The sequence below is a fragment of the Phenylobacterium sp. genome, assembly GCF_036495085.1.
In the GTDB taxonomy this organism is placed as follows: Bacteria; Pseudomonadota; Alphaproteobacteria; order Caulobacterales; family Caulobacteraceae; genus Phenylobacterium.
This window is the reverse complement of sequence record NZ_DASXNL010000051.1, coordinates 41,793-62,445: the sequence shown is the minus strand read 5'-3', so window position 1 is coordinate 62,445 and position 20,653 is coordinate 41,793. Positions and strand designations below refer to the sequence as shown.

The 20,653-nt window shown below is 67.5% G+C and carries 21 protein-coding genes; 12 read left to right on the top strand and 9 right to left on the bottom strand.

From position 1 onward, the window contains the following. The first annotated feature begins 6 nt into the window (after positions 1-6). From VGI62_RS06985 to VGI62_RS06950, 8 genes are all read left to right on the top strand, one after another. A complete protein-coding gene (locus tag VGI62_RS06985) occupies positions 7-684 on the top strand; it encodes a response regulator transcription factor (RefSeq protein ID WP_331503683.1) in 678 nt (225 codons plus the stop codon). Then, complete coding sequence (locus VGI62_RS06980) at positions 671-2,029, top strand: HAMP domain-containing sensor histidine kinase (protein ID WP_331503682.1); 1,359 nt, start codon at positions 671-673, stop codon at positions 2,027-2,029. The genes VGI62_RS06985 and VGI62_RS06980 overlap by 14 nt, the downstream gene beginning before the upstream one ends. A gap of 143 nt (positions 2,030-2,172) precedes the next feature. Beyond that, positions 2,173-5,361 (top strand): efflux RND transporter permease subunit, encoded by a 3,189-nt coding sequence (locus VGI62_RS06975; protein WP_331503681.1) that lies wholly within the window; start codon positions 2,173-2,175, stop codon positions 5,359-5,361. Then, positions 5,354-6,577 (top strand): efflux RND transporter periplasmic adaptor subunit, encoded by a 1,224-nt coding sequence (locus VGI62_RS06970; protein ID WP_331503680.1) that lies wholly within the window; start codon positions 5,354-5,356, stop codon positions 6,575-6,577. Before VGI62_RS06975 ends, VGI62_RS06970 begins: the two co-directional genes overlap by 8 nt. Next, positions 6,577-7,980 (top strand): efflux transporter outer membrane subunit, encoded by a 1,404-nt coding sequence (locus VGI62_RS06965; protein ID WP_331503689.1) that lies wholly within the window; start codon positions 6,577-6,579, stop codon positions 7,978-7,980. The genes VGI62_RS06970 and VGI62_RS06965 overlap by 1 nt, the downstream gene beginning before the upstream one ends. Before the next feature lie 208 nt (positions 7,981-8,188). Further along, positions 8,189-8,533 (top strand): FeoA family protein, encoded by a 345-nt coding sequence (locus VGI62_RS06960; RefSeq protein ID WP_414695647.1) that lies wholly within the window; start codon positions 8,189-8,191, stop codon positions 8,531-8,533. Beyond that, on the top strand, positions 8,530-10,419 hold the full coding sequence (gene feoB / locus VGI62_RS06955; protein WP_331503679.1) for a ferrous iron transporter B: 1,890 nt from the start codon (positions 8,530-8,532) through the stop codon (positions 10,417-10,419). Before VGI62_RS06960 ends, feoB begins: the two co-directional genes overlap by 4 nt. A 102-nt stretch (positions 10,420-10,521) precedes the next feature. Continuing rightward, complete coding sequence (locus VGI62_RS06950; RefSeq protein WP_331503678.1) at positions 10,522-10,845, top strand: hypothetical protein; 324 nt, start codon at positions 10,522-10,524, stop codon at positions 10,843-10,845. Here the strand turns inward: VGI62_RS06950 and VGI62_RS06945 are convergent. The 6 genes from VGI62_RS06945 to hppD form a co-directional block, all read right to left on the bottom strand. After that, a complete protein-coding gene (locus VGI62_RS06945; RefSeq protein ID WP_331503677.1) occupies positions 10,842-11,333 on the bottom strand; it encodes a MarR family transcriptional regulator in 492 nt (163 codons plus the stop codon). The two genes, VGI62_RS06950 and VGI62_RS06945, sit on opposite strands and share 4 nt — an antisense overlap. Next, positions 11,330-12,334, bottom strand: coding sequence for a fumarylacetoacetate hydrolase family protein (locus tag VGI62_RS06940; protein WP_331503676.1), 1,005 nt, complete (start codon positions 12,332-12,334; stop codon positions 11,330-11,332). The genes VGI62_RS06945 and VGI62_RS06940 overlap by 4 nt, the downstream gene beginning before the upstream one ends. A gap of 124 nt (positions 12,335-12,458) precedes the next feature. Beyond that, positions 12,459-12,728 (bottom strand): hypothetical protein, encoded by a 270-nt coding sequence (locus VGI62_RS06935; RefSeq protein WP_331503675.1) that lies wholly within the window; start codon positions 12,726-12,728, stop codon positions 12,459-12,461. Further along, entirely contained in the window at positions 12,725-13,858 is a 1,134-nt protein-coding gene (locus tag VGI62_RS06930; RefSeq protein WP_331503674.1) for a homogentisate 1,2-dioxygenase, read from the bottom strand. The genes VGI62_RS06935 and VGI62_RS06930 overlap by 4 nt, the downstream gene beginning before the upstream one ends. Further along, positions 13,858-14,841 carry an isoaspartyl peptidase/L-asparaginase gene (locus tag VGI62_RS06925; protein ID WP_331503673.1) on the bottom strand — a complete coding sequence of 328 codons (984 nt, stop codon included), beginning with the start codon at positions 14,839-14,841 and terminating at the stop codon, positions 13,858-13,860. The genes VGI62_RS06930 and VGI62_RS06925 overlap by 1 nt, the downstream gene beginning before the upstream one ends. Next, positions 14,841-15,941, bottom strand: coding sequence for a 4-hydroxyphenylpyruvate dioxygenase (hppD, locus tag VGI62_RS06920; RefSeq protein WP_331503672.1), 1,101 nt, complete (start codon positions 15,939-15,941; stop codon positions 14,841-14,843). The genes VGI62_RS06925 and hppD overlap by 1 nt, the downstream gene beginning before the upstream one ends. A gap of 117 nt (positions 15,942-16,058) precedes the next feature. On the opposite strand from hppD, the gene VGI62_RS06915 reads away from it, so the two are divergent. From VGI62_RS06915 to VGI62_RS06905, 3 genes are read left to right on the top strand one after another with little or no spacing between them, the layout of a single operon-like run. Further along, the gene (locus VGI62_RS06915; RefSeq protein ID WP_331503671.1) at positions 16,059-16,619 is read left to right on the top strand and encodes a DedA family protein; all 561 of its coding nucleotides are present in this window, start codon (positions 16,059-16,061) and stop codon (positions 16,617-16,619) included. A gap of 34 nt (positions 16,620-16,653) precedes the next feature. Continuing rightward, entirely contained in the window at positions 16,654-17,166 is a 513-nt protein-coding gene (locus VGI62_RS06910; RefSeq protein WP_331503670.1) for a disulfide bond formation protein B, read from the top strand. Further along, on the top strand, positions 17,163-17,726 hold the full coding sequence (locus tag VGI62_RS06905; protein WP_331503669.1) for a demethoxyubiquinone hydroxylase family protein: 564 nt from the start codon (positions 17,163-17,165) through the stop codon (positions 17,724-17,726). The genes VGI62_RS06910 and VGI62_RS06905 overlap by 4 nt, the downstream gene beginning before the upstream one ends. 385 nt (positions 17,727-18,111) lie before the next feature. Here the strand turns inward: VGI62_RS06905 and cysK are convergent, their stop codons facing one another. Next, positions 18,112-19,167, bottom strand: a complete 1,056-nt coding sequence (cysK, locus tag VGI62_RS06900; RefSeq protein ID WP_331503668.1) for a cysteine synthase A — start codon at positions 19,165-19,167, stop codon at positions 18,112-18,114. Positions 19,168-19,277: 110 nt separating this feature from the next. Here cysK and VGI62_RS06895 point away from each other — a divergent pair, with 110 nt between their 5' ends. Then, the gene (locus tag VGI62_RS06895) at positions 19,278-19,919 is read left to right on the top strand and encodes a sulfotransferase family protein (protein ID WP_331503667.1); all 642 of its coding nucleotides are present in this window, start codon (positions 19,278-19,280) and stop codon (positions 19,917-19,919) included. Here VGI62_RS06895 and VGI62_RS06890 read toward each other — a convergent pair. Continuing rightward, on the bottom strand, positions 19,916-20,179 hold the full coding sequence (locus VGI62_RS06890; RefSeq protein WP_331503666.1) for a hypothetical protein: 264 nt from the start codon (positions 20,177-20,179) through the stop codon (positions 19,916-19,918). The genes VGI62_RS06895 and VGI62_RS06890 overlap by 4 nt on opposite strands. 5 nt (positions 20,180-20,184) lie before the next feature. Beyond that, on the bottom strand, positions 20,185-20,349 hold the full coding sequence (locus VGI62_RS06885; RefSeq protein ID WP_331503665.1) for a hypothetical protein: 165 nt from the start codon (positions 20,347-20,349) through the stop codon (positions 20,185-20,187). Positions 20,350-20,653 lie beyond the last annotated feature (304 nt).

The following is a 20,653-nucleotide window of genomic DNA, read 5'->3' as shown; positions in this document are numbered from 1 at the left end:
ACCGCGATGGCGAAGATCCTGGCGATCGAAGACGACGCCACCACCGGCAAGGAAATCGTCGCCGAGTTGGCGCATAACGGGTTCGAGACCGAGTGGGTGGCTGACGGGCGCAAGGGCCTGGACCGCGCCCTCAGCGGCGACTTCGACGCGGTGATCCTCGATCGCCTGCTTCCGGGGGTCGACGGCCTGGCCATCGTGACCGCCCTGCGGGCCGAGGGCATCGATATCCCCGTGTTGATGATCAGCGCGCTCAGCGACGTCGACGAGCGGATCCGCGGACTGCGCGCGGGCGGCGATGACTACATGACCAAGCCCTTCGCCTCGGAGGAATTGGCTGCGCGCCTTGAGGTGCTGCTCCGCCGACGGGGCGCCGCACCGCGCTCGACCCTGACTGTAGGCGACCTGGAACTCGACCTCCTCTCGCGCCTCGCCCACCGTGCCGGCGCGGAGATCCGGCTGATGCCCACGGAGTTCAAGCTGCTGGAGTTCATGATGCGCAACTCCGGGCAGGTGCTGACCCGGACCATGATCTTCGAGGCCATCTGGGGTTATCACTTCGACCCGGGGACCAATCTCATCGATGTCCATCTCGGCCGGATGCGACGCAAGATCGACCGTCCGGGCCTGGCGCCCCTGATCCACACCATCCGCGGCTCCGGGTACGAAATCCGTGCGCCCGAGTGAGCTCTGGCGCACGACGCCCTTCCGCCTGACCCTGATGTACGGGGCGGTGTTCGCCGTGGCCGTGCTCGCCCTGATGGGATCGATCTACCAGCAGACCGCGGGGTATCTGACTCGCCAGATCGACGGCATCGTCGTGAGCGAGGCGCGCAGCCTAGCCCTCGGCGGCGCCGAGCATCTGCCCGAAAGGGTGACCCAGGCGGTCGCCGCCGACACCCGCCGCATCGAGTACTACGGGCTGTTTTCGGCCGACGGCGTTTGGATCGGCGGCAACGTTCGAAGCCTGCCCCCGGGCTTGCCGATGGATGGCGTCCCGCGGGCGATCCACACGCCCAATCTGCAGCCCGGCTCGCGGGGTCTGGTCGAACGCATGCCCTGGGGCGAGATCCTCTTCGTGGGCCATGACGCGCTGGTGCTGACACAACTGCGCACGATCATCGTCAGGGCGCTGACGCTCAGCGGCGGCCTGACCCTGGTGCTGGGCGCGGCCGGGGCCGCCTTGCTCAGCCTGCGTCCGCTGCGCCGGATCGACCACTTGCGTGAGGCAAGCCGCGCGGCGCTGCGCGGGGCGCTGGGCGTGCGCCTGCCGGTCTCGCGGCGTCGAGACGAGATCGACATGCTGGCCGGCCTCGCCAACGCCATGATGGATGAAAGCGAGCGCCTCCTGTGGGAGGTCAAGAGCGTGGGCGAGAACGTCGCCCACGACCTGCGCACGCCGCTCAACCGCCTGCGCGCCCTGCTCTACCGGGTCAGCCAGGAGACCAAGCTGGCGGGTCCCGAGCGGGAGATGGTCGATCAGGCGCTGGCGGAGACGGACGAATTGCTGACCCGCTTCCGCGCTCTGCAGCGCATCGGTGAGATCGAGCGGCGTGACCGCATCGCCTTCTTCGAGCCGACGCGTCTGCAAAGCGTGCTCGAGCACGTGGTCGAGTTGCACGAGCCTTCCGCTGAGGATCGCGGAGTCGATCTCGCCACCGACATCGCCCAGGACGCTCCGGAAGTTCGAGCCGACCCGACGCTGCTGTTCGAAGCGGTGAGCAACCTGGTGGACAACGCCTTGAAGTTCACGCCGAGGGGCGGACAGGTCCGCGTCCGCCTGACCGTGCGCCCGGAAGGCCCCCGGATCGAGGTCGCCGACAACGGGCCGGGCGTGCCCGAAGCCGAGCGTGACGCCGTCCTGCACCGCTTCTATCGAATCGAGCGGTCACGCACCGAGCCGGGCTCGGGCTTGGGCCTCTCCATTGTCACCGCCATCGCCCGCCTTCACCACTTCACGCTGGCGTTGGAGGACGCCAAGCCAGGGCTGCGGGTGGCGCTGAATTGCTGGCCGCGAGGCGTCGAAGCCTAGGGGCCCCGGCGGCTCCGCCGCGAATTTAAAACTATCTTCATTGGCCTTTGGGACCGGCTTGGGTCCAAGGACGCTCCGGATTCTCAGCGCAGCTTCACGCCGCGCCCAAGCCTGTCGCCCGTCGGATCCCGGAGCCGAGTTCGTTGAACGCTATTGTCCGCATTGCCCTGTCACGGCCTTACACCTTCGTGGTGATGGCGGTCCTGATCATGATCTTCGGGACCATGGCCGCGCTCCGGACGCCCACCGACATCTTCCCCGAAATCCGTGTTCCGGTCATCGGCGTGGCCTTCAACTTTGCGGGTCTTTCACCGGGCGAAATGTCGAACCGCATCGTCACCCAGTTCGAGCGTTTCCTCACCACCACCGTCAACGACGTGGAACACACCGAGAGCCAGTCGGTGAACGGAATCGGGATCGTGAAAATCTTCTTCCAGCCCGGCGTCGACATTCGCACGGCGACGGCGCAGGTGACCTCGACCGCGCAGTCGTCCATCAAACAGATGCCGGCCGGCGTGACGCCGCCGCTGGTGCTGAACTACTCGGCCGCGACCGTGCCGATCCTGCAGCTCGCGGACTCCGACAAGACACTCTCCGAACAGAAGCTGTTCGACCTGAGCCAGGTGGTGATCCGGCCGGTGCTGACCACGGTGCCCGGCGCCGCCACGCCCTATCCCTATGGCGGCCAACTTCGCCAGATCCAGATCGACCTGGATCCGCAGGCCCTGCAGTCCAAGGGGGTCTCGGCGAATGACGTGACAACTGCGCTCGCCAACCAGAACCAGATCCTGCCCGTCGGCTTCGTGAAGATCGGCTCCTACCAATACAACGTCCGGCTCAACGACGCCGCCGAGACCATCGAGGATCTGAACAGCCTGCCGATCAAGACGGTCAACGGCGCCACCATCTTCATCCGCGACGTCGGCCAGGTGCGCGATGGCGCGCCGCCGCAGACCAACATCGTCCATGTGGACGGCGGCCGCGCGGTGCTGTCGACCATCCTGAAGACCGGCTCGGCGTCAACGCTGGCGGTCGTGCAAGGCGTGAAGGATAAACTGCCAGGCCTGGCTGAGCAGCTTCCCTCAACGTTCAAGATCACGGCGCTCAACGACCAGTCGCTGTTCGTGAAGGGCGCGATCTCGAGCGTCATCAAGGAAGGCGCCATCGCCGCGGCGCTCACCAGCCTGATGATCCTCCTGTTCCTCGGCAGCTGGCGCTCGACCGTGATTATCGCGGTTTCGATCCCACTGGCCGTCCTGGCGGCGATCGCGGCCCTGTCCGTGAGCGGCCAGACGCTCAACATCATGACGCTGGGCGGTCTGGCTCTGGCGGTGGGCATCCTGGTCGATGACGCCACGGTCACCATCGAGAACATCAACTGGCACCTGGAACAGGGCAAGGACGTCCGTACGGCGATCCTCGATGGCGCCAATCAGATCGTGACGCCGGCCTTCGTTTCCCTGCTCTGCATCTGCATCGTCTTCGTGCCGATGTTCCTGCTGAAGGGTGTCGCGGGCTTCCTGTTCGTGCCGATGGCGATGTCGGTGGTGTACGCGATGATCGCCTCCTTCGTCCTCTCGCGGACCCTGGTCCCGACCATGGCGATGTACCTGCTGCGGCCGCATGCCCAGGAGGTCGCCGCGAGCCATGGCTCGCGCAATCCGCTCGCGCGCTTCCAACGGCGGTTCGAGGAGGGCTTCGCCGGGGTGCGGTCGGTCTATGCGGGCCTCCTGGAGAGGGCGATGGGCGCCCGTCGGCCGTTCCTGATCGGCTTCCTGGCCGTGGTGGTGCTGTCCTTCGGCCTCGCGCCTTTCCTTGGCTCGAACTTCTTCCCGTCCGTGGACGCCGGCCAGATGACGTTGCACGTGCGCGCGCCGGTCGGAACGCGGTTGGAGGACACCTCGCTGGAGTTCCGCCGTATCGAAAACACGATCCGCCAGGTCATTCCAGCCGACGAGATCACCTCCATCGTCGACAACATCGGAATCCCGAACAGCTCCATCAACATGGTCTATTCGAACTCCGGCGTGATCGGCCCGGAGGACGGCGACATCTACGTCAGCCTCAAGCCACACCACCATCCGACGCCTGGCTACATGAAGCGCCTGCGCGAGGTGCTGCCGCGCGAATATCCTGGGACAAGTTTCGCCTTCCTGCCCGCCGATATCGTGAGCCAAATCCTGAACTTCGGCGCGCCCGCACCGATCGACCTGCAGATCTCCGGACCGAACGCGGCGGCCAACCGTGTCTACGCCAACAACCTGCTGCGCAAGCTCAGCGCCGTTCGCGGTCTGGCGGATGTGCGCATGCAGCAGCCCGAAGGCGGGCCGGAGCTGCGCGTCGACGTCGACCGCTCGCGCATCGCCCAGCTGGGGCTCTCGGAGCGCGACGTGACCAACAGCCTGGTGACGACGCTCGCCGGCAGCTCGCAGGGCGCGCCCACCTATTGGGTCAATCCGAAGACCGGGGTCTCCTATCCGATCGTGGCGCAGACGCCGGAATATCGGCTGTCCTCGATCGCCGGCCTGGAAGGCGTGCCGATCAATGGCTCGACCGCTCAGAACAACCAGGCGCTGATCCTCGGCGGCCTGGGGTCGATCAGCCGCGACAGCACGCCTGCGGTGGTCAGCCACTACAACGCCTCGCCCGTGATCGACATCTACGCTTCGACGCAGGGCCGCGACCTGGGCTCGGTGACCAAGGACATCAACAAGATCCTCAAGGACGCCGCCAAGGACCGGCCGAAAGGCTCCAGCGTCGATCTACGCGGCCAGATGGTGACCATGAACAGCGCCTTCTCGGGACTGTTCCTCGGCCTCGGCGCCGCGATCGTACTGATCTATCTGCTGATCGTCGTGAACTTCCAGTCGTGGCTCGATCCGTTCGTGATCATCACCGCCCTTCCGGCGGCGCTCGCCGGGATCGTCTGGATGCTGTTCGCCACCGGCACCACCCTGTCGGTGCCGGCGTTGACGGGAGCGATCATGTGTATGGGCGTCGCCACCGCCAACTCCATCCTGGTCGTGAGCTTCGCGCGAGAACGGCTGGCCGCCACGGGTGACGCGGTCCGCGCCGCCACCGAGGCCGGCTTCACACGCTTCCGCCCCGTGGTCATGACGGCGCTCGCCATGATCATCGGCATGGCCCCCATGGCTCTCGGCCTCGGCGAAGGCGGCGAGCAGAACGCCCCGCTCGGCCGCGCCGTCATCGGCGGGCTGATCTTCGCCACCATCGCCACCCTGATGTTCGTGCCCGTCGTCTTCAGCCTGGCGCACGGCCGCCGCGCGCACGCGCCCGCCGCCGCGCCGGCTCCCGGAGAATCCTATGCCTGACGCCTTTTCGACCCCCAACGTCGGCCACGACGCCGCCCATAGCGCGACCACGCCCGTCGTAACCCATGTCTCAAGCCGTCGCCTCAAGCTGGCGGGGGGCGTTGCTGTCGGCGTGGCCGTGCTGGTGGTCGGCGTCGGACTTTTCAGCCGGGTCAGCGCCGACCATGGCATGAAGACCTGGACCCGCGACCAGGCGATCCCCACCATCGGGCTTGCCAAGATCGAAGCCGGCGGCGAGCGCCAGCTGGCGCTGCCCGCCGACGTGCAGGCCTTCTACACCGCACCGATCCACGCTCGGGTCTCGGGTTATCTGAAGCGCTGGTACGTCGATATCGGCACGTCGGTGAAGGCCGGCCAGTTGCTGGCCGAAATCGACACGCCGGACCTCGACCAGCAGGTGCTGCAGGCGCGGGCCGATCTGGCGACCGCCCAAGCGAACCAGAGCCTGTCGGCCACCACCGCAAAGCGCTGGGAGGGGCTGGTCGCGGCCGACGCGGTGTCCCGCCAGGAGGCCGAGGAGAAGCTGGGCGACCTCACCGCCAAGACCTCGCTGGTCAATGCCGCCCGCGCCAACCTAAATCGCCTGCTCGCGCTGGAGTCGTTCAAGAAGATCACTGCGCCATTCGATGGCGTGGTCACGACCCGCTCGGCCGACATCGGCCAGCTGATCACCACGGGTGGCGCCAATGATCCGGCCCTCTTCACCGTCGCCGACCAGCATAAGCTGCGCGTCTATGTCCGCGCCCCGCAGAACTATTCGGCCCTGATCCACACGGGTTTGGCCGCAGACCTGACGGTGCCGGAATATCCCGGGCAGACCTTCAGGGCTGTGGTCGCCAACCAGGCGCAGGCGGTCGGCGCTCAGACCGGTGCGGAACTGGTCGAACTGTCGCTCGACAACGCCGACGGCAAGATCAAGTCAGGAGACTATGCCCAGGTGACCTTCCACCTTACGGCGCCGCAGTCCGTCACCCGCGTCCCTGTGACGGCGCTGCAGTACCGGCACAACGGCCCTGTGGTGGCGATTGCCGGCCCCGACAACCACGTGCAGATCCGGCCGGTGGTGGTCACGCGCGACCTCGGATCCACCGCCGAGATCGGGTCCGGGCTTTCGGCGAGCGACCGCGTCATCGACAATCCGCCGGAGTCCCTGTCGGAGGGCGACTTAGTCCGTGTCGCCGGCGCCGCCGCGCAGCAGCCGAAGGCCGGCGCGTGATGGTCCGCCTCGCCGGATCCCTCGGCTCGACCGCCATGGTGCTGGCGCTGGCCGCCTGCTCGCTGGCCCCGGCTTATGCGCCGCCAGCGACACCGATCGCCGCGGCATTCAGGGAACAGGGGCCCTGGACGCCGGCCCAGCCCGCCGACGCCCAGCCGCGGGGCCAGTGGTGGGCGATGTTCTCGGACCCCGTCCTGGACGAGCTGGAAGCCCGCGCCGAGAAGGCCAATCCGACGTTGGCCGAGGCGGTCGCCGCCTACGACCAGGCTCGCGCCCTCGCCGCCCAGGCGCGCGCCGGCCTGGTCCCGGAGATCGACGGCGCGGCGATCAGCAGCCGCCAGCGCCGCTCGGACAATGCGCCCCTGCGCGTCGGGGGCCCCAACGGCTATGACCTCGACCAGGTCGGCGCCTCGGTCTCCTACGAGATCGATCTCTGGGGCCGCTTACGAAACCTCGCCAGGGGCGCCGGCGCCCGCGCCCAGGCCAGCGAGGCGGACCTGCGCTCGGCGCGGCTGTCGCTGCAGGCCGATCTGGCCGACGACTATCTCACCCTGCGTGGCCTGGACTCCCAGGTCCGTTTGCTCGAGGCCACCGTCGAGGCCTATGGGCGAGCGCTGGAACTGACCAAGGTCCTGCACGACGGCGGCGACGCCTCGGGGCTGGACCTGGCCCGCGCCCAGACCCAGCTGTCCACGGCCAAGGCCCAGCTGACGGACACAGGCGCCCAGCGCGCGCTCATGGAGCACGCCATCGCCGCTCTGGTGGGCGAGAGCGCCTCCAACTTCCGACTGGCGGCGACGGAAAGGGCCATGCCGCAGCCTGTGGTGGCGGTCAGCGCGCCGTCCACCCTGATGCAGCGCCGCCCGGATATCGCGGCCTCCGAGCGACGCGCCGCCGCGGCGAACGCCGACATCGGCGTCGCCCGCGCCGCCCTATTCCCGTCCCTCACGATCGACGGATCGGCCGGCTGGCAGACGGCGGGCGGAATCAACCTGCTGCAGGCGCCCAACACTTTCTGGATGATAGGGCCTGAACTTGTCGGCGCGATCTTCGATGGCGGGCGTCGCGCCGCGGGCGTGCGCGCTTCGCGGGCCCAGTTCGACCAGGCCAGCGCCAGCTACCGTGGCGTTGTGCTCAACGCTTTCCGCGAGGTGGAAGACCAGATGGCGCTGGCCAATCGCCTAGCGGTCGAGGCCAAGGACCAGGAAGAGGCGGTCACGGCCGCGCGGCGCAGCGTCAATCTGGCGAACATCCGCTACCGCCAGGGCGCGGCGACCTATCTCGACGTGGTCACCGCCCAGACCGCGGCTCTGAGCGCCGAGCAGGCGGCCATCCAGCTGACCACCCGACGCCTGCAGGCCAGCGTGGATCTGACACGGGCCCTCGGTGGCAGCTGGACTTAGGCGCCTCGCCACAGCGCCAATGCCGCGCTGAAGCGCGTCGAGCGGGCAAGTGGCCCTGAGCGTCTGCCAATTCCACCGCTCGGGCGCTTAAGGCCCCTGTCGCAGCGACGGTGGGCTTCGCCGACTCATGCGGCGCCTTGCGCATCGACAGGGGTGGCCTCAACTGATAATAAGTCGCAACTGCGTATAGGAACGGGCGTCTCCATTCATGCACGACATGCTCCCCGAGCCCACCAAGGTCGTCTCCGCCGAGGCGATCGGGCAAGGGCGGGTTGTGCGGTTGAGCGCGGCCAAGCCCGGCGACCGCGGGGTGATCGTCGACGTTCGGGCCGAAAGTCATCCCGGCGGCCACGGCGTGGCGGTCGACGAACTTCAGCGCAGGCTCCTTGAGTTCGGCTTCGTGGAAGGCGCGCACGTCCAGGTTCTGCACGAGGGCGCGATCTGGCGCGACCCGATCGCGGTGCGCCTGGACGACATGCGGATCGGGCTTCGGCGTCGCGACGCCGAAGATGTCTGGGTGCTGCTGGACAACGCCACATCGTCCCGCACATGAGCGAAACTGCTCTCGCGAGCGCCGCGCTTCCCGGCGCAAGAGTGGCCCTGGTCGGCAATCCGAATTCCGGCAAGACCGCCCTCTTCAACGCCCTCACAGGAAGCCGCCAGAAAGTCGCCAACTACGCCGGCGTCACCGTCGAACGGAAGGAAGGTCAGGTCGCCACGGCCAGCGGCCGGGCGCTTTCGGTCCTCGACCTGCCCGGGACCTACAGCCTGCGCGCGCGCAGCCCGGACGAGGTGGTCACCCGCGACGCGGTGCTGGGCAAGCTCGCCGGGGAGACCGCGCCGGACGTGCTGGTCTGCGTCGCCGACGCCACCAACCTTCGCCTGGTGCTGCGCCTGATCCTGGAGCTGAAGGCCGTGGGCCGGCCGATGGTGCTGGCGCTCAACATGTACGACATCGCCCAACGGCAGGGTCTGCGGATCGACCTGGACGGGCTCAGCCGCGATATCGGCTGTCCGATCGTCACCACGGTCGCAACCCGCAAACGCGGCGTCGAGGATCTTGTCGCCCAGGTCGAAGCGCTGGTCTCGGCCGGCGCGCTCGGCGGAGGGAACACCTGGCGCGAGCCCAACGCCGGCGAGATCCGCGACGCCCACCGCGAAGCCCAGCGCATCCTGAAGGCCAACGTGCGTGCGCCGGAGCGGCCGGACACCTTCACGGGCAAGGTGGACAGCGTGCTGCTGCATCCGGTCGCGGGCCTGGCGATCCTGTTCACCCTGCTGTTCGTGATGTTCCAGGCGGTGTTCACCTGGTCGAAGGCCGCCGGCGACCTGCTCGGCGACGGCTTCTCAGCCGTGGGCGCGTTTCTGGCCGCCCACCTGCCGCCGGGCATCCTGACCAGCTTCCTGACCGACGGGCTGATCTCCGGCGTAGGCAGTGTGCTTGTGTTCCTGCCGCAGATCCTGGTGCTGTTCTTCTTCATCATCCTGCTCGAGGACTTCGGGTACATGGCCCGCGCGGCCTTCCTGATGGACCGGATCATGGGCGGTGCGGGCCTGCACGGTCGGGCCTTCATCCCGCTGCTGTCGAGCTTCGCGTGCGCAATTCCCGGGATCATGTCGACGCGGGTGATCGACAACAAACGCGACCGGCTGACCACGATCATGGTTGCGCCGCTGATGACCTGCTCGGCGAGGATCCCGGTCTACACCCTGATCATTTCGGCCTTCATCCCAAACACCACGGTGGGCGGGTTCCTGAGCCTGCAGGGGCTGGTCATGTTCGGGCTCTATGCGGCGGGCATCTTGAGCGCGCTTGGAGTCTCTTTCATTACGCGGCGCCTGTTCTGGCGCGGCGCCGTCGAGCCCTTCCTGATGGAGCTGCCGGCGTACAAGACCCCTGACGCGCTCAACGTCGCCCGCAGCCTTTATCTGCGCGGCAAGATCTTCATCACACGCGCCGGCACGATCATCCTGCCGATGATGATCCTGGTGTGGTTCTTCTCGTCCTTCCCCGGCGCGCCGGCGGGGGCCACCGATCCGGCGATCAATTACAGCCTTGCCGGGCGGATCGGGCACATGATCCAGCCGCTGCTCGCGCCCATCGGCTTCAACTGGCAGATGACGGTGGCGCTGATCCCCGGGTTCGCGGCGCGCGAGGTGGCGGTGGCGGCTCTCGGCACGGTCTACGCCATCGGCAATGCCGACGCCTCGCCGGGCGCGCTGGCCACGACGCTTTCGCACCATTGGTCGATCGCCACGGGCCTCGCGTTCCTGGCCTGGTACGTATTTGCCCCCCAGTGCGCCTCGACCATCGGCGTCGTGAAGCGCGAGACCAATTCCTGGCTCTGGCCCGCGGTGATGCTGGCCTACATGACCGCGCTGGCCTACTTGGCGGCGCTGGTTGTCTACCAGGTTGCAAGGGCCTTCGGGCTGGGCTGAAGGTCTTACCTGGGGATTGACACTCCAGGTTGCGAATTAACCTTCAATTCGCCGTGCTTTTTAATCGGGCGCTAAACGCGACGGGCGCAGGCTCAACCCGTCATGCAAAAGACGCACGAAAACACCTCCGACACGAGCTCCGGCAAGAAGCCGGCGCGTGCGAACCAGACGCTCGCCAAGCGTGTCCGTGAGGCCCTCCTTTCGCTCGGCGGCGAAGCGCACCGCGCGATGGTGATCGAGTCCGTGGCCCGAAACCTGGGCCACGATGTCAGGCAGATTCCCGAAGACCTCGAGGTCGCCGTCATCCTCTCCTTCGAGCAGAACTGGCGCGACGAGCGCAGGCGGGCCGCCTACGGCTTCCATCTGCCGTTCGGCGAAGGCTCGCACCGCTGGGGCGTCTTGCGAGAGCCCGCCTACCTTCACTAGACGGGCGTCTCTCCCGCGAGCTGTCCCGCCGCCGACTGCAGGCGCGCGAGCAGCCGCTTGAGCAACGCCACCTCGTCGGGCGAGAGGCCCGCGATCAGCGCCGCTTCATAGGCCAACGCCAACGGCGCGATCTCCTCATGCAGGCCGGCGCCCTCCGATGTCAGCGTCAGGACGTGGCTGCGTCCATCGGCCTGATGATCCGAGCGCGCCACCAGATGCCGCTTCAAGAGTCCTTGGGCCGCGCGGCTCACAGTCACCTTGTCCATCACTGTGCGGGCCACGAGCTGGCCCTGGGTCAGACCGCCGTCCTCGGCGAGAACGCAGATCAGCCGCCACTGCGGGATCGTCAGGCCAAAGCGGTCCTGGTAGGCGCGCGCAATCAGTCCCGAAACAGCGTTCGAGGCCACCGAAAGGCGATAGGGCAGGTAGGCGTCGAGCCTAAGGTCGTCGTCGCGGTTCTGCGCCCCCACCGGTCGTCTTGCGTTCATACGGCGACCACGGCCTGTTCGATGGCGCCGAAGATCGAGTGGCGCTTGGCGTCGCGCATCTCGATGCGGACGGTGTCCCCAGCCTTCAGGAATGGCGTCTTGGCCTCACCTGAGGCGATCGTCTCGATCGTCCGGATTTCCGCCAGGCAGGAATAGCCGACGCCACCCTCGGCGACCGGCTTGCCGGGCCCGCCGTCCGGGCCGCGGTTGGAGACAGTGCCCGAACCCACGATCGTGCCTGCCGACAGCGCGCGCGTCTTGGCGGCGTGAGCAATCAAGGTCGGAAAGTCGAAGGTCATGTCGACCGAGGCGTCGGCCTGGCCCAGCGGCTTGCCGTTCAGCTCGACGCTGAGCGCCCCCGAAAGCTTCCCGTCCTGCCAGCCGGGCAGGGCGTCGGGGGTGACGGCGACCGGCGAGAACGCCGAGGCCGGCTTCGACTGGAAGAAACCGAAGCTCTTGGCGAGTTCGCCGGGGATCAGGTTGCGGAGGCTGACATCATTGCAAAGCATGACGAGACGGATTGCGGCCAAGGCCTGCTCGCGACTGGCGCCCTGCGGCACGTCGCCGGTGATCACCGCAACCTCGCCCTCGAGGTCGAGCCCCCAAGCCTCGTCCGCGAGCGGAATGGGATCGCGCGGGCTCAGGAAACCGTCGGAGCCCCCCTGGTACATCAGCGGATCGGTCCAGAAGCTATCGGGCATCTCGGCGCCGCGGGCCTGACGGACCAGCGCCACGTGGTTCACATAGGCCGAGCCGTCCGCCCATTGGTAGGCGCGCGGCAAAGGACTGGCGGCCTGGTGCTCATGGAAGCGCTCACGCGGCACAGAGCCATGCTCCAGGCTCTCCGCCAGCCCACGAAGCGCCGGCCCCGATCCCTCCCAATGATCCAGCGCCGCCTGCAGCGTGGGCGCGATGTGGTGGGCTTCGGTGAACCAGGCGAGGTCGTTGGACACCACCACGAGCCGCCCGTCACGGCCGCCCTTCAGGGACGCAAGCTTCACGTTTGAGCTCCAGTTTTATAGCGGCGGTCGAGGACATCGAAGTGGGCGGCGCAGCGGCGGTCGAAGGGCTTCGGCAGCGCGCGGGCGCCGGGCGGTCCATGGCGTCGGCGCCATTGCCGGCAGATCATGCGGTCTCCTTCGGGATCGGCCGGGACAGGCGCACACCCTGCTCGAACGCGCGGGCTTCGTATACGCTGACCTCGACTCGAATATCGCCGCCCGGCTCATCCTCCCAGAGATAGCTGCGCTCGAAGGCGACCTCGCGGCCTTTCGGCGTGAAGCCCTCATAGGTGTCGCCCCAGGGCGTGTGGCCGGCGAGTTCCTTCCAGCCCAGGGTGCAGGCGCGCTCCAGCTCCTCGTGAGCCGCGGCCTCCAGGTCGGCGTCCGGGGTCACGACGCCTTCCAGCTGTCGACGTAGGCTGCATTCTCCACGCTGGCGGCGGCCTCGCCGACCTCCAGCGGGTCGCGGGCGTCGATCATCACGGCGTATTCGTCGGTGGCGGGCTTCGGTTGGCTGAGCATGTTCTTCAGCGCCTTCGGATGCGGACCGTGAGTGAACCCTGACGGGTGGAAGGTCATCATCCCGGCCTCGATGTGGTCACGGCTGAAGAAGTCGCCGGCGTGGTAGAAGAGCACCTCGTCGAAGTCGTCGTTGTTGTGGAAGAAGGGCACCTTGAGCGCGCCCGGATCCGTCTCGAACGGCCTGGGCGCGAAGGTGCAGACCACGAACCTGTCGCTCAGGAACGTCGTATGGACCGACGGCGGCAGATGGTAGCGGTGGCTGGAGACCGGCCGCAGATCCGCAACGTTCAGCCGCACCGGCGCGAGGTCGCCATGCCAGCCGACGGCGTCGAGCGGATTATAGGGATAGGTCACCGTCGAGACCTCGCCGCGCTTCTTTATCTCGACGCGGAAGACCCCCTCCTGCGCCTGGTGAGCCTTGAAGGCCTCATCGATCGCGGGCGTCTCCAGCATTGCCGGATCGAACAGCGCGTGGCCGCCGAGCAGGCCTTTGTCCGGCAGGCCGAAGTGGGTGTTGGTGGCCTGAATCATCAGGATGGCGGCAGGCTCGCTGGGCTTCAGCCGCCACATCGTCCCGCGCGGCAGGTAAAGGTAGTCGCCAGCCCGGAACACCAGCCGGCCGTAGTCGCAGAATAGCTCGCCCTGGCCCTGGTGGATGAACAACAACTGGTCGCCGTCGGCGTTGCGCGCGAGCGCCGGCATCGCCTGCTCAAGCTTCCAGAAGCGGATCTCGACCGCGGGATTGTAGAGCACCTTGCCGGCTCCCCAGGGGCTCGGCTCGGCCGCGTTCAGCGCATTGAGGTCGAAGGCTCGGGGACGCAAGGGGCCCTGGAAATCCACCCAGCCGGTCGGGGGTCGCTTGTGATGGATGAAGGCCGCCGGGCCGAAGAAGCCTTCCTTGGAGATCTCCCGTTCATAGGTCCCGGCCGGCATGTCGGCATGGGCCTGGCGCGAGTGGTCGCCTTGCGCGCCGCGGACGGGGATCCAGTTACGGGTGGCCATCAGGGTTCGTCCTTGTAGATCGCCACCGCCAGCGGCTCATCCTCGGCGATGCGGGCACGGTACATGCCAGAAGTGTTGAAGCTCCAGGCCATTTGGCCGTCGGGCGCCACGGCGATGACCCCGCCATGTCCACCGAGACGGCTGAGGTCCTGCTGCACGACCCGGTCGCAGGCAGCCTGCAGGGCGAGCCCTTCGAATTCCACCAGGGCGCAGATGCGGTGCGCGAGCGACAGCCGGATGAAGTACTCGCCCTCGCCCGTCCCGGAGACCGCCGCCGAGGCGTTTGCCGCGTAGGTGCCCGCCCCGATAACCGGAGAGTCGCCGACGCGGCCCCAGTGCTTGGCGGTGATTCCGCCGGTGGAGGTCGCCGCGGCGACGTCACCCTTGGCGTCGCGCGCAACCACGCCGACTGTGCCCCGCTTGCCCTCGTCGTGGGCCAGGGCGGCGACAGGATGGTCGGCGGCCACGCCAGACGGGCGGGGGGGCACCGGCAGGCCCTCGCGGCGCAACTGCTTCTCCAGCGCCCTCCAGCGGCTCTCCACGAAGAAGTAGCCCGGCTCGACCTGCTCCAGGCCCCGCGCCTGCGCAAAGTGATCCGCGCCAGCGCCGATCAGGAAGGCATGCGGCGACTGCTCCATCACCGCGCGGGCCAGGGAAATCGGATTACGCGCAGCCGAAATCCCCGCCACCGCGCCGGCGCCCAAGGTGGCGCCGTCCATGATCGCCGCGTCCAGCTCGATCTTGCCCTCGTCGGTGAAGACGGCGCCGCGCCCGGCATTGAAAAGCGGCTCGTCTTCGAGTTTTCGAACGGCGGCCTCGACCGCGTCCAGGGCCGAGCCGTGGGCCCGCAGCACGGCCGCGCCGGTCTCCGCGGCGCCCGCCAGCGCATGGCGATAGGCCCGGTCCTGCTCGGGCCTGAGATCGGCCCGGTCGATCACGCCGGAACCGCCGTGCAGGACCAGGGACCAGGCCGAGCCGGGCATCAGGCCTCCTTGGGCGGCAGAACGCCCCGACGCATCTGGTCGAGCTCGATGGACTCGAACAGCGCCTTGAAGTTTCCCTCGCCGAATCCCTCGTTGCCCTTGCGTTGGATCAGCTCGAAGAAGATCGGGCCGATCATGTTCTCGGTGAAAATCTGCAGGAGAAGGCCCTGGCCTTCGGTCGGCGCGCCGTCGAGCAGGATCTTGTCGGCCTTCAGGCGCTGCACGTTCTCGCCGTGTCCGGGCACCCGGGCGTCGAGTTGCTCGTAGTAGGTGTCGTTCGTGTCCTGAAATTTCACGCCGACATCGCGCATGGATTCCACCGAGCCGAAGATGTCGTCGGTCCCCAGCGCCACGTGCTGGATGCCTTCGCCATGGTAGTCGCGCAGGAATTCCTCGATCTGCGAATGCTCGTCCTGGCTCTCGTTCAGCGGGATGCGAATCTTCCCGTCCGGACTGGTCATGGCCTTCGAGAACAGCCCGGTCTGGGCGCCCTCGATGTCGAAGTAGCGGATCTCGCGGAAGTTGAAGATGCGCTCATAGAAGTCCGCCCACTTGGCCATGTTGCCGCGGTGGACGTTGTGGGTGAGGTGGTCGAGGTAGGTCAGGCCCTTGGCGTTCCTGGACTGAGCTTCCGCCGCTCCGGGGATCGGCACGAAGTCGACATCGTAGATCTCCTGCGCGCCATATCGGTCGACCAGATAGAGGTTCGAGCCGCCGATCCCCTCGATGGCCGGGATGTTGAGTTCCATGGGGCCAACCGGCCCCATGACCGCCTTCGCGCCGCGTTCGACGGCGAGCTTAAGCGCCTTGGCGGCGTCCTTGACGCGGAACGCCATGGCGTTGGCCGAGGGCCCGTGCGCCTGGCGAAAATCGGCCGGCTGGCCGGAGGCTTCCATGTTGAGGATGAAGTTGATGTCGCCCTGGCGGAAGCGCAGCACGTTCTTCGAGCGGTGCCTGGAGATCGCCGTGAAGCCCATCAGCTCGAAAAGCCCCTTCAGTCGCTCCGGCTCGGGGGACGTGAACTCCACGAACTCGAAACCGTCGGTGCCCAGCGGATTTTCGAAGAGGTCGCGGCCCTGCGCCTTCACATCGACGGTCATTGTGGAATCTCCTGTCTGGGCCGCGTTAGTATCATTTGAAACGAGTTTGCGGTAGCTGGAAGACAAGCTCATGTCGGCCTGCTAGCTGAACGCTGCAACCTCCCGCCAGGATCATCGATGCTACGTAAGACCTATGACTGGGTGATGGGCTTCGCCGCCTCGCCGCGCGCCACGCTGGCGCTGGGCGTCATCGCGTTCTGCGAGGGCCTGTTCTTCCCGATCCCCCCCGACGTGCTGCTGATGCCCGTGGTGCTGGGGGACCGCCAAAGGGCCCTTCGCTACGCTGCGCTCACCACCGTCTGCTCAATAGCCGGCGGATCGTGCGGCTATGCCGTCGGCGACTTCCTGCAGCCGGTCGGCGAATGGCTGCTGTCGCTCACCGGCGGCAGCTTCGAGTCCTTCCAGACCTGGTACGCCAAGTGGGGCGCGCTGCTGATCGCGATCCCGATCCCTTACAAGATCACAGCCATCGCCTCGGGGATGGCGCGACTGAACTTCGGCCTGTTCATCGGCGTCTCGATCCTGGTTCGAGGCCTGCGGTTCTCGATGGAGGCCTTGCTCCTGAAGATCTACGGCGAACCGATCCGCGCCTTTGTGGAGCGCCGCCTGGCGCTCCTGGCGAGCGCGGCCGCCGTGGCGATCGTAGGCCTGGTCATGGCGTTACGGTTCGCTCACTAGGCCGGGCGGCGAGAGCCGGGCTATAGAGGCGCCGATGCAGACGCTCCTGCGACCCTTCCTCGACCGCTGGCGCATGGTGGCGCTGCTGGTGTCAGCCGCCATGCTGGGCATTGCGCATGCGTTTCAAAGGTTCGGCGGCCTGGCGCCTTGCGAACTCTGCCTGAAGCAGCGGACGGTCTACTGGGTGGCCATGGGCTTTGCGGCTGCGGCCATGGTGGTGGTCCGCATGCCGGGCGGACCCCGCTGGCGCGAAGCGACGTGCTGGGTCCTGGCGCTGATCTTCCTCGTGGGCGCCGGCGTCGCCGGCTACCACGCGGGCGTCGAGTGGAAATTCTGGCCAGGCCCGGAAAGCTGCTCAGGAGCTGGCGGGGTGACAGCAGCGGCGTTGAAGGACCTGCTGAACGGCGCAGGCGTGCGGATGCCGGCGTGCGATCAGCCGGCTTGGAAATTCGCTGGCCTCTCCATGGCCGGCTGGAACACAGTGGCCTCGGCGATCCTGGTCGCGCTGAGCGCAGCAGCGGCGTTTCGCGAAAGGGGCAAGGCATGAGCGACAAGCCGATCCCGCCGCGTCCGGGCCGCGGCGCGCTTGCCGCGCGGATGGCGGAGATTCTCAGAGTCGATCAGGCCGGCGAAGTGGCCGCCGTCGCGATTTACCGGGGTCAGCGAGCGGTGCTGGGCGAAGCCCGGGGCCATGAACGGATCGCCGGTCAGCTCGCCGAGATGGAGGCGCACGAGGCGGTTCACTTGGCGCGGTTCGATCAATTGCTTACCGAGCACGGGGTACGGCCAACGGCGATGGCGCCCATCTGGCGCGCTGCCGCCTTCGCGCTCGGAGCCGGCACTGCGCTGATGGGCGACAAGGCCGCACACGCCTGCACCGAGGCCGTGGAGAACGTCATTGAAGAGCACTATGCGAGCCAAGTCGCCGAGATCGCCGAGCGCAACCCCGACCTGGCCGTCGAGCTGGCGCAGTTCCGCGAGGAGGAGCTCGCCCACCGCGACCTCGCCGCGCGCGAGGGCGCCCACGAGGCGCCCGGCTACGCCCTGCTGTCGGCGGTGATCCGAACCGGCTGCCGCGCGGCCATCAAGATCAGCGAGAAGATCTAGCTTCAAGGTCGCCGATCGGTTGCGAAGCGCACGAAGCACAGCCTCCGGGGACTCGCGCAACACCCTAAGTTCTGCTTTTGTTCGCACGGCGAAGCTGGACGGAGGCGAACATGGCGGACCCCTATCGGGCGATGGCGACGTGGCCTTCATGGCCCAGGCTGAACCAGGCGCTGGCGCCGCGGTCCACACTTTGGGCGATTTGCCGGTGCGGGCGCGAGGCGGTGATCGATTCCAAGCCGTGGGTCGGCCAGGGGCTCGGCCGCCAGTCGATCGCCCAGCTTGAGACGCGACTCAGATGCCTGTGCGGCGCGCGCAGGGCCAGACTGGAAATCCGCGGCCTCGCGGAAGCCCCGCCCCGCGGCGCGGGTGGAATTTACGTCTTCCGTTAGGCGGCAGGCGCAGGCTCTGTGAACATTGGCGTCGAGCGGAAGATCGCCTGCTCTTCCTCGGTCATGTCGGCCGGCACGTCGGCGAAGAGCGGCGTGGAGAGGTAGCGCTCGCCGGTGTCGGGCAGCATCGCCAGGATGTTGGCGCCCTTCGGGGCTTCAGCGGCGATCTTAAGGGCGCCGGCGAAGGTCGCTCCGGAGGTGATGCCGACGAAGACGCCTTCCTTCTGCGCCAGGTCCAGGCTGCACTTGATGGCTTCCGGCCCCGGGATGGCCATCAGCCGGTCGGCCAGGCCCAGGTCGACGGCGTCGCCCGTGAGCTTGGGAATGAAATCCGGCGTCCAGCCCTGCATCGGATGCGGCTTCCAGGCCGGGTGACCCGCGGCCGGCGTGTGATCGGCGTTGTAGGCCTGCGGCTGGCCGCTGGAGATCAAGGCGGCGTCGGAAGGCTCGCACACCAGGATCTTGGTCTTGGGGCTCTTCTCGCGCAGCACGCGACCAACGCCCTTCAGGGTGCCGCCGGTGCCATAGCCGGTGACCCACCAGTCGAGCTCTTCACCTGCGAAATCCCGCAGGATCTCAGGGGCGGTGGTGCGCGAGTGCATGTCGGCGTTGGCTTCGTTCTCGAACTGGCGGGTCATGAACCAGCCATGCGTCTTGGCCAGTTCGATGGTCTTGGCCACCATGCCGGTGGCGCGCAGCGCCGCGGGGGTCAGGATCACCTTGGCGCCCAGGAACCGCATCAGCCGCCGGCGCTCGATCGAGAAGCTCTCGGCCATGGTGACGACCAGCGGATAGCCCTTGGCCGCGCAGACCATGGCCAGGCCGATGCCGGTGTTGCCGCTGGTCGCCTCGACCACGGTCTGGCCGGGCTTGAGTTCGCCGGACTTCTCGGCGGCCTCGATGACGCCCAGCGCCAGGCGGTCCTTCACCGAACCGAGCGGATTGAAGGCCTCGACCTTCACGTAGAGGTTCACCCCCGCCGGAGCGAGATGGTTGATCCGCACGACCGGGGTGTTTCCGACCGTCCCAAGGATGCTGTCGTATCTGGCCATGCCGCACCTCCGCTTATCGGAGCGAGACTGAAAGCTCGGCCCCGACCCAAGTCAATCGAACAGCGGTCTTGGGCTGCGCGGGAAGGTAGGGCAAGTTGGCCGCCAGCCAAATGAGGGGGGTGATTGTGACGCTATCGGTGATCGGAGCCGGCTTCGGCCGTACAGGGACCATGTCGCTGAAGCTGGCGCTCGAACAGCTGGGCCTTGGTCCTTGCTACCACATGGCCGAGGTGTTCAAGAACCCGGCCGCGCCGGACTGGTGGTACGAGGCGGCGCAGGACCCCGCCAAAGCCGACTGGGGCAAGATCTTCGAGGGTTACAACTCGACGGTCGATTGGCCGAACGCCACCTATTGGGAAGAACTGGCCGAGGTCTACCCGGACGCCAAAGTGATTCTGACTGAGCGCGATCCCAACATCTGGTTCGACTCCACCCAGGCGACGATCTTCGGCGATCGCTTGCTCGTTGACTCCGACGCCGCCTTTCCACGGATGGTCCGCAAGGTGGTCTTCGACCTGTTCGATGGGCGCATCCACGATAGGGATCACGCGATCGCGGTTTTCGAGGCTCACAACGCCCGTGTCCGCGCGACCATTCCGGCAAAGCGGCTCTTGGTCTACGAGGTCGCACAAGGGTGGGAACCCCTCTGCGACTTCCTGCGCGTGGCTGTCCCCGACGGCCCGATGCCGAAGGTCAACTCGCGCGAGGAATTCGCCGCCAGGGCCGCCGCCGGCCCACCGCCGGGCGTCTAGCGCCCGCCCCCGCCGGTGATTTCCTTGATCAGACCCTGAACCGGGGCTTTGCCGCCGGCTCCCCAGACGACCTTCAGAAAGGCGAGGGTGCGGCCGGCGGCGTCCTCGAACTTCCACTCGCAGTCCTCGATGCGGCAGCCAGCGAAGGCTGGCGGCTCGCCGCCGGAATAGACAAGCCGGCAGTCGCGGAATTCGCAGGACGTGAAGGTCTCCCCGTCGAGGTAGACGGTCTCATGGTTGTAGATCGCGCCGTCGGCCATCTGATTTAGGCCTGGTCGTCGTCAGAGGGCTCGGCTGGCGGCGCGCCGCCAGCTTCGGTGCGGGCGCGTTCGCGTTGTTCGGCCTTGGCCCTGGCCTTCTCAGCGACCTTGGCGGCCTTCTGGCGTTCGCGCTCCATGCGCTCGAAGGGGTAGTTGGGCTTGCGCGCCATGGAATGTGTCTCCAGCGGGGGAAAGGCGGGGCGCGAGCCGAGCCGGCGAATTGGCGTCTTACACTGAAACGTCGCCGCGGCGCATCAGCCTCGTGCCGGCTCTAAGAAAGACGGCTCCCCCGCGGGGACGGGGGAGCCGTTGGAGGCCCGCGAGCCTGGGGGGTGTAACCCGCGGAGCCATTCTCGTGTGTGCGAGGCCGGCTGGGGGGGAGGAGAACCGCCTCGTCGCACACCCGGGAGATTGCCGGCCGTCCGGGGCGTGAGTAGGGCGGGTTCGTGTCGCTGACATATCCAAAACAGGTGC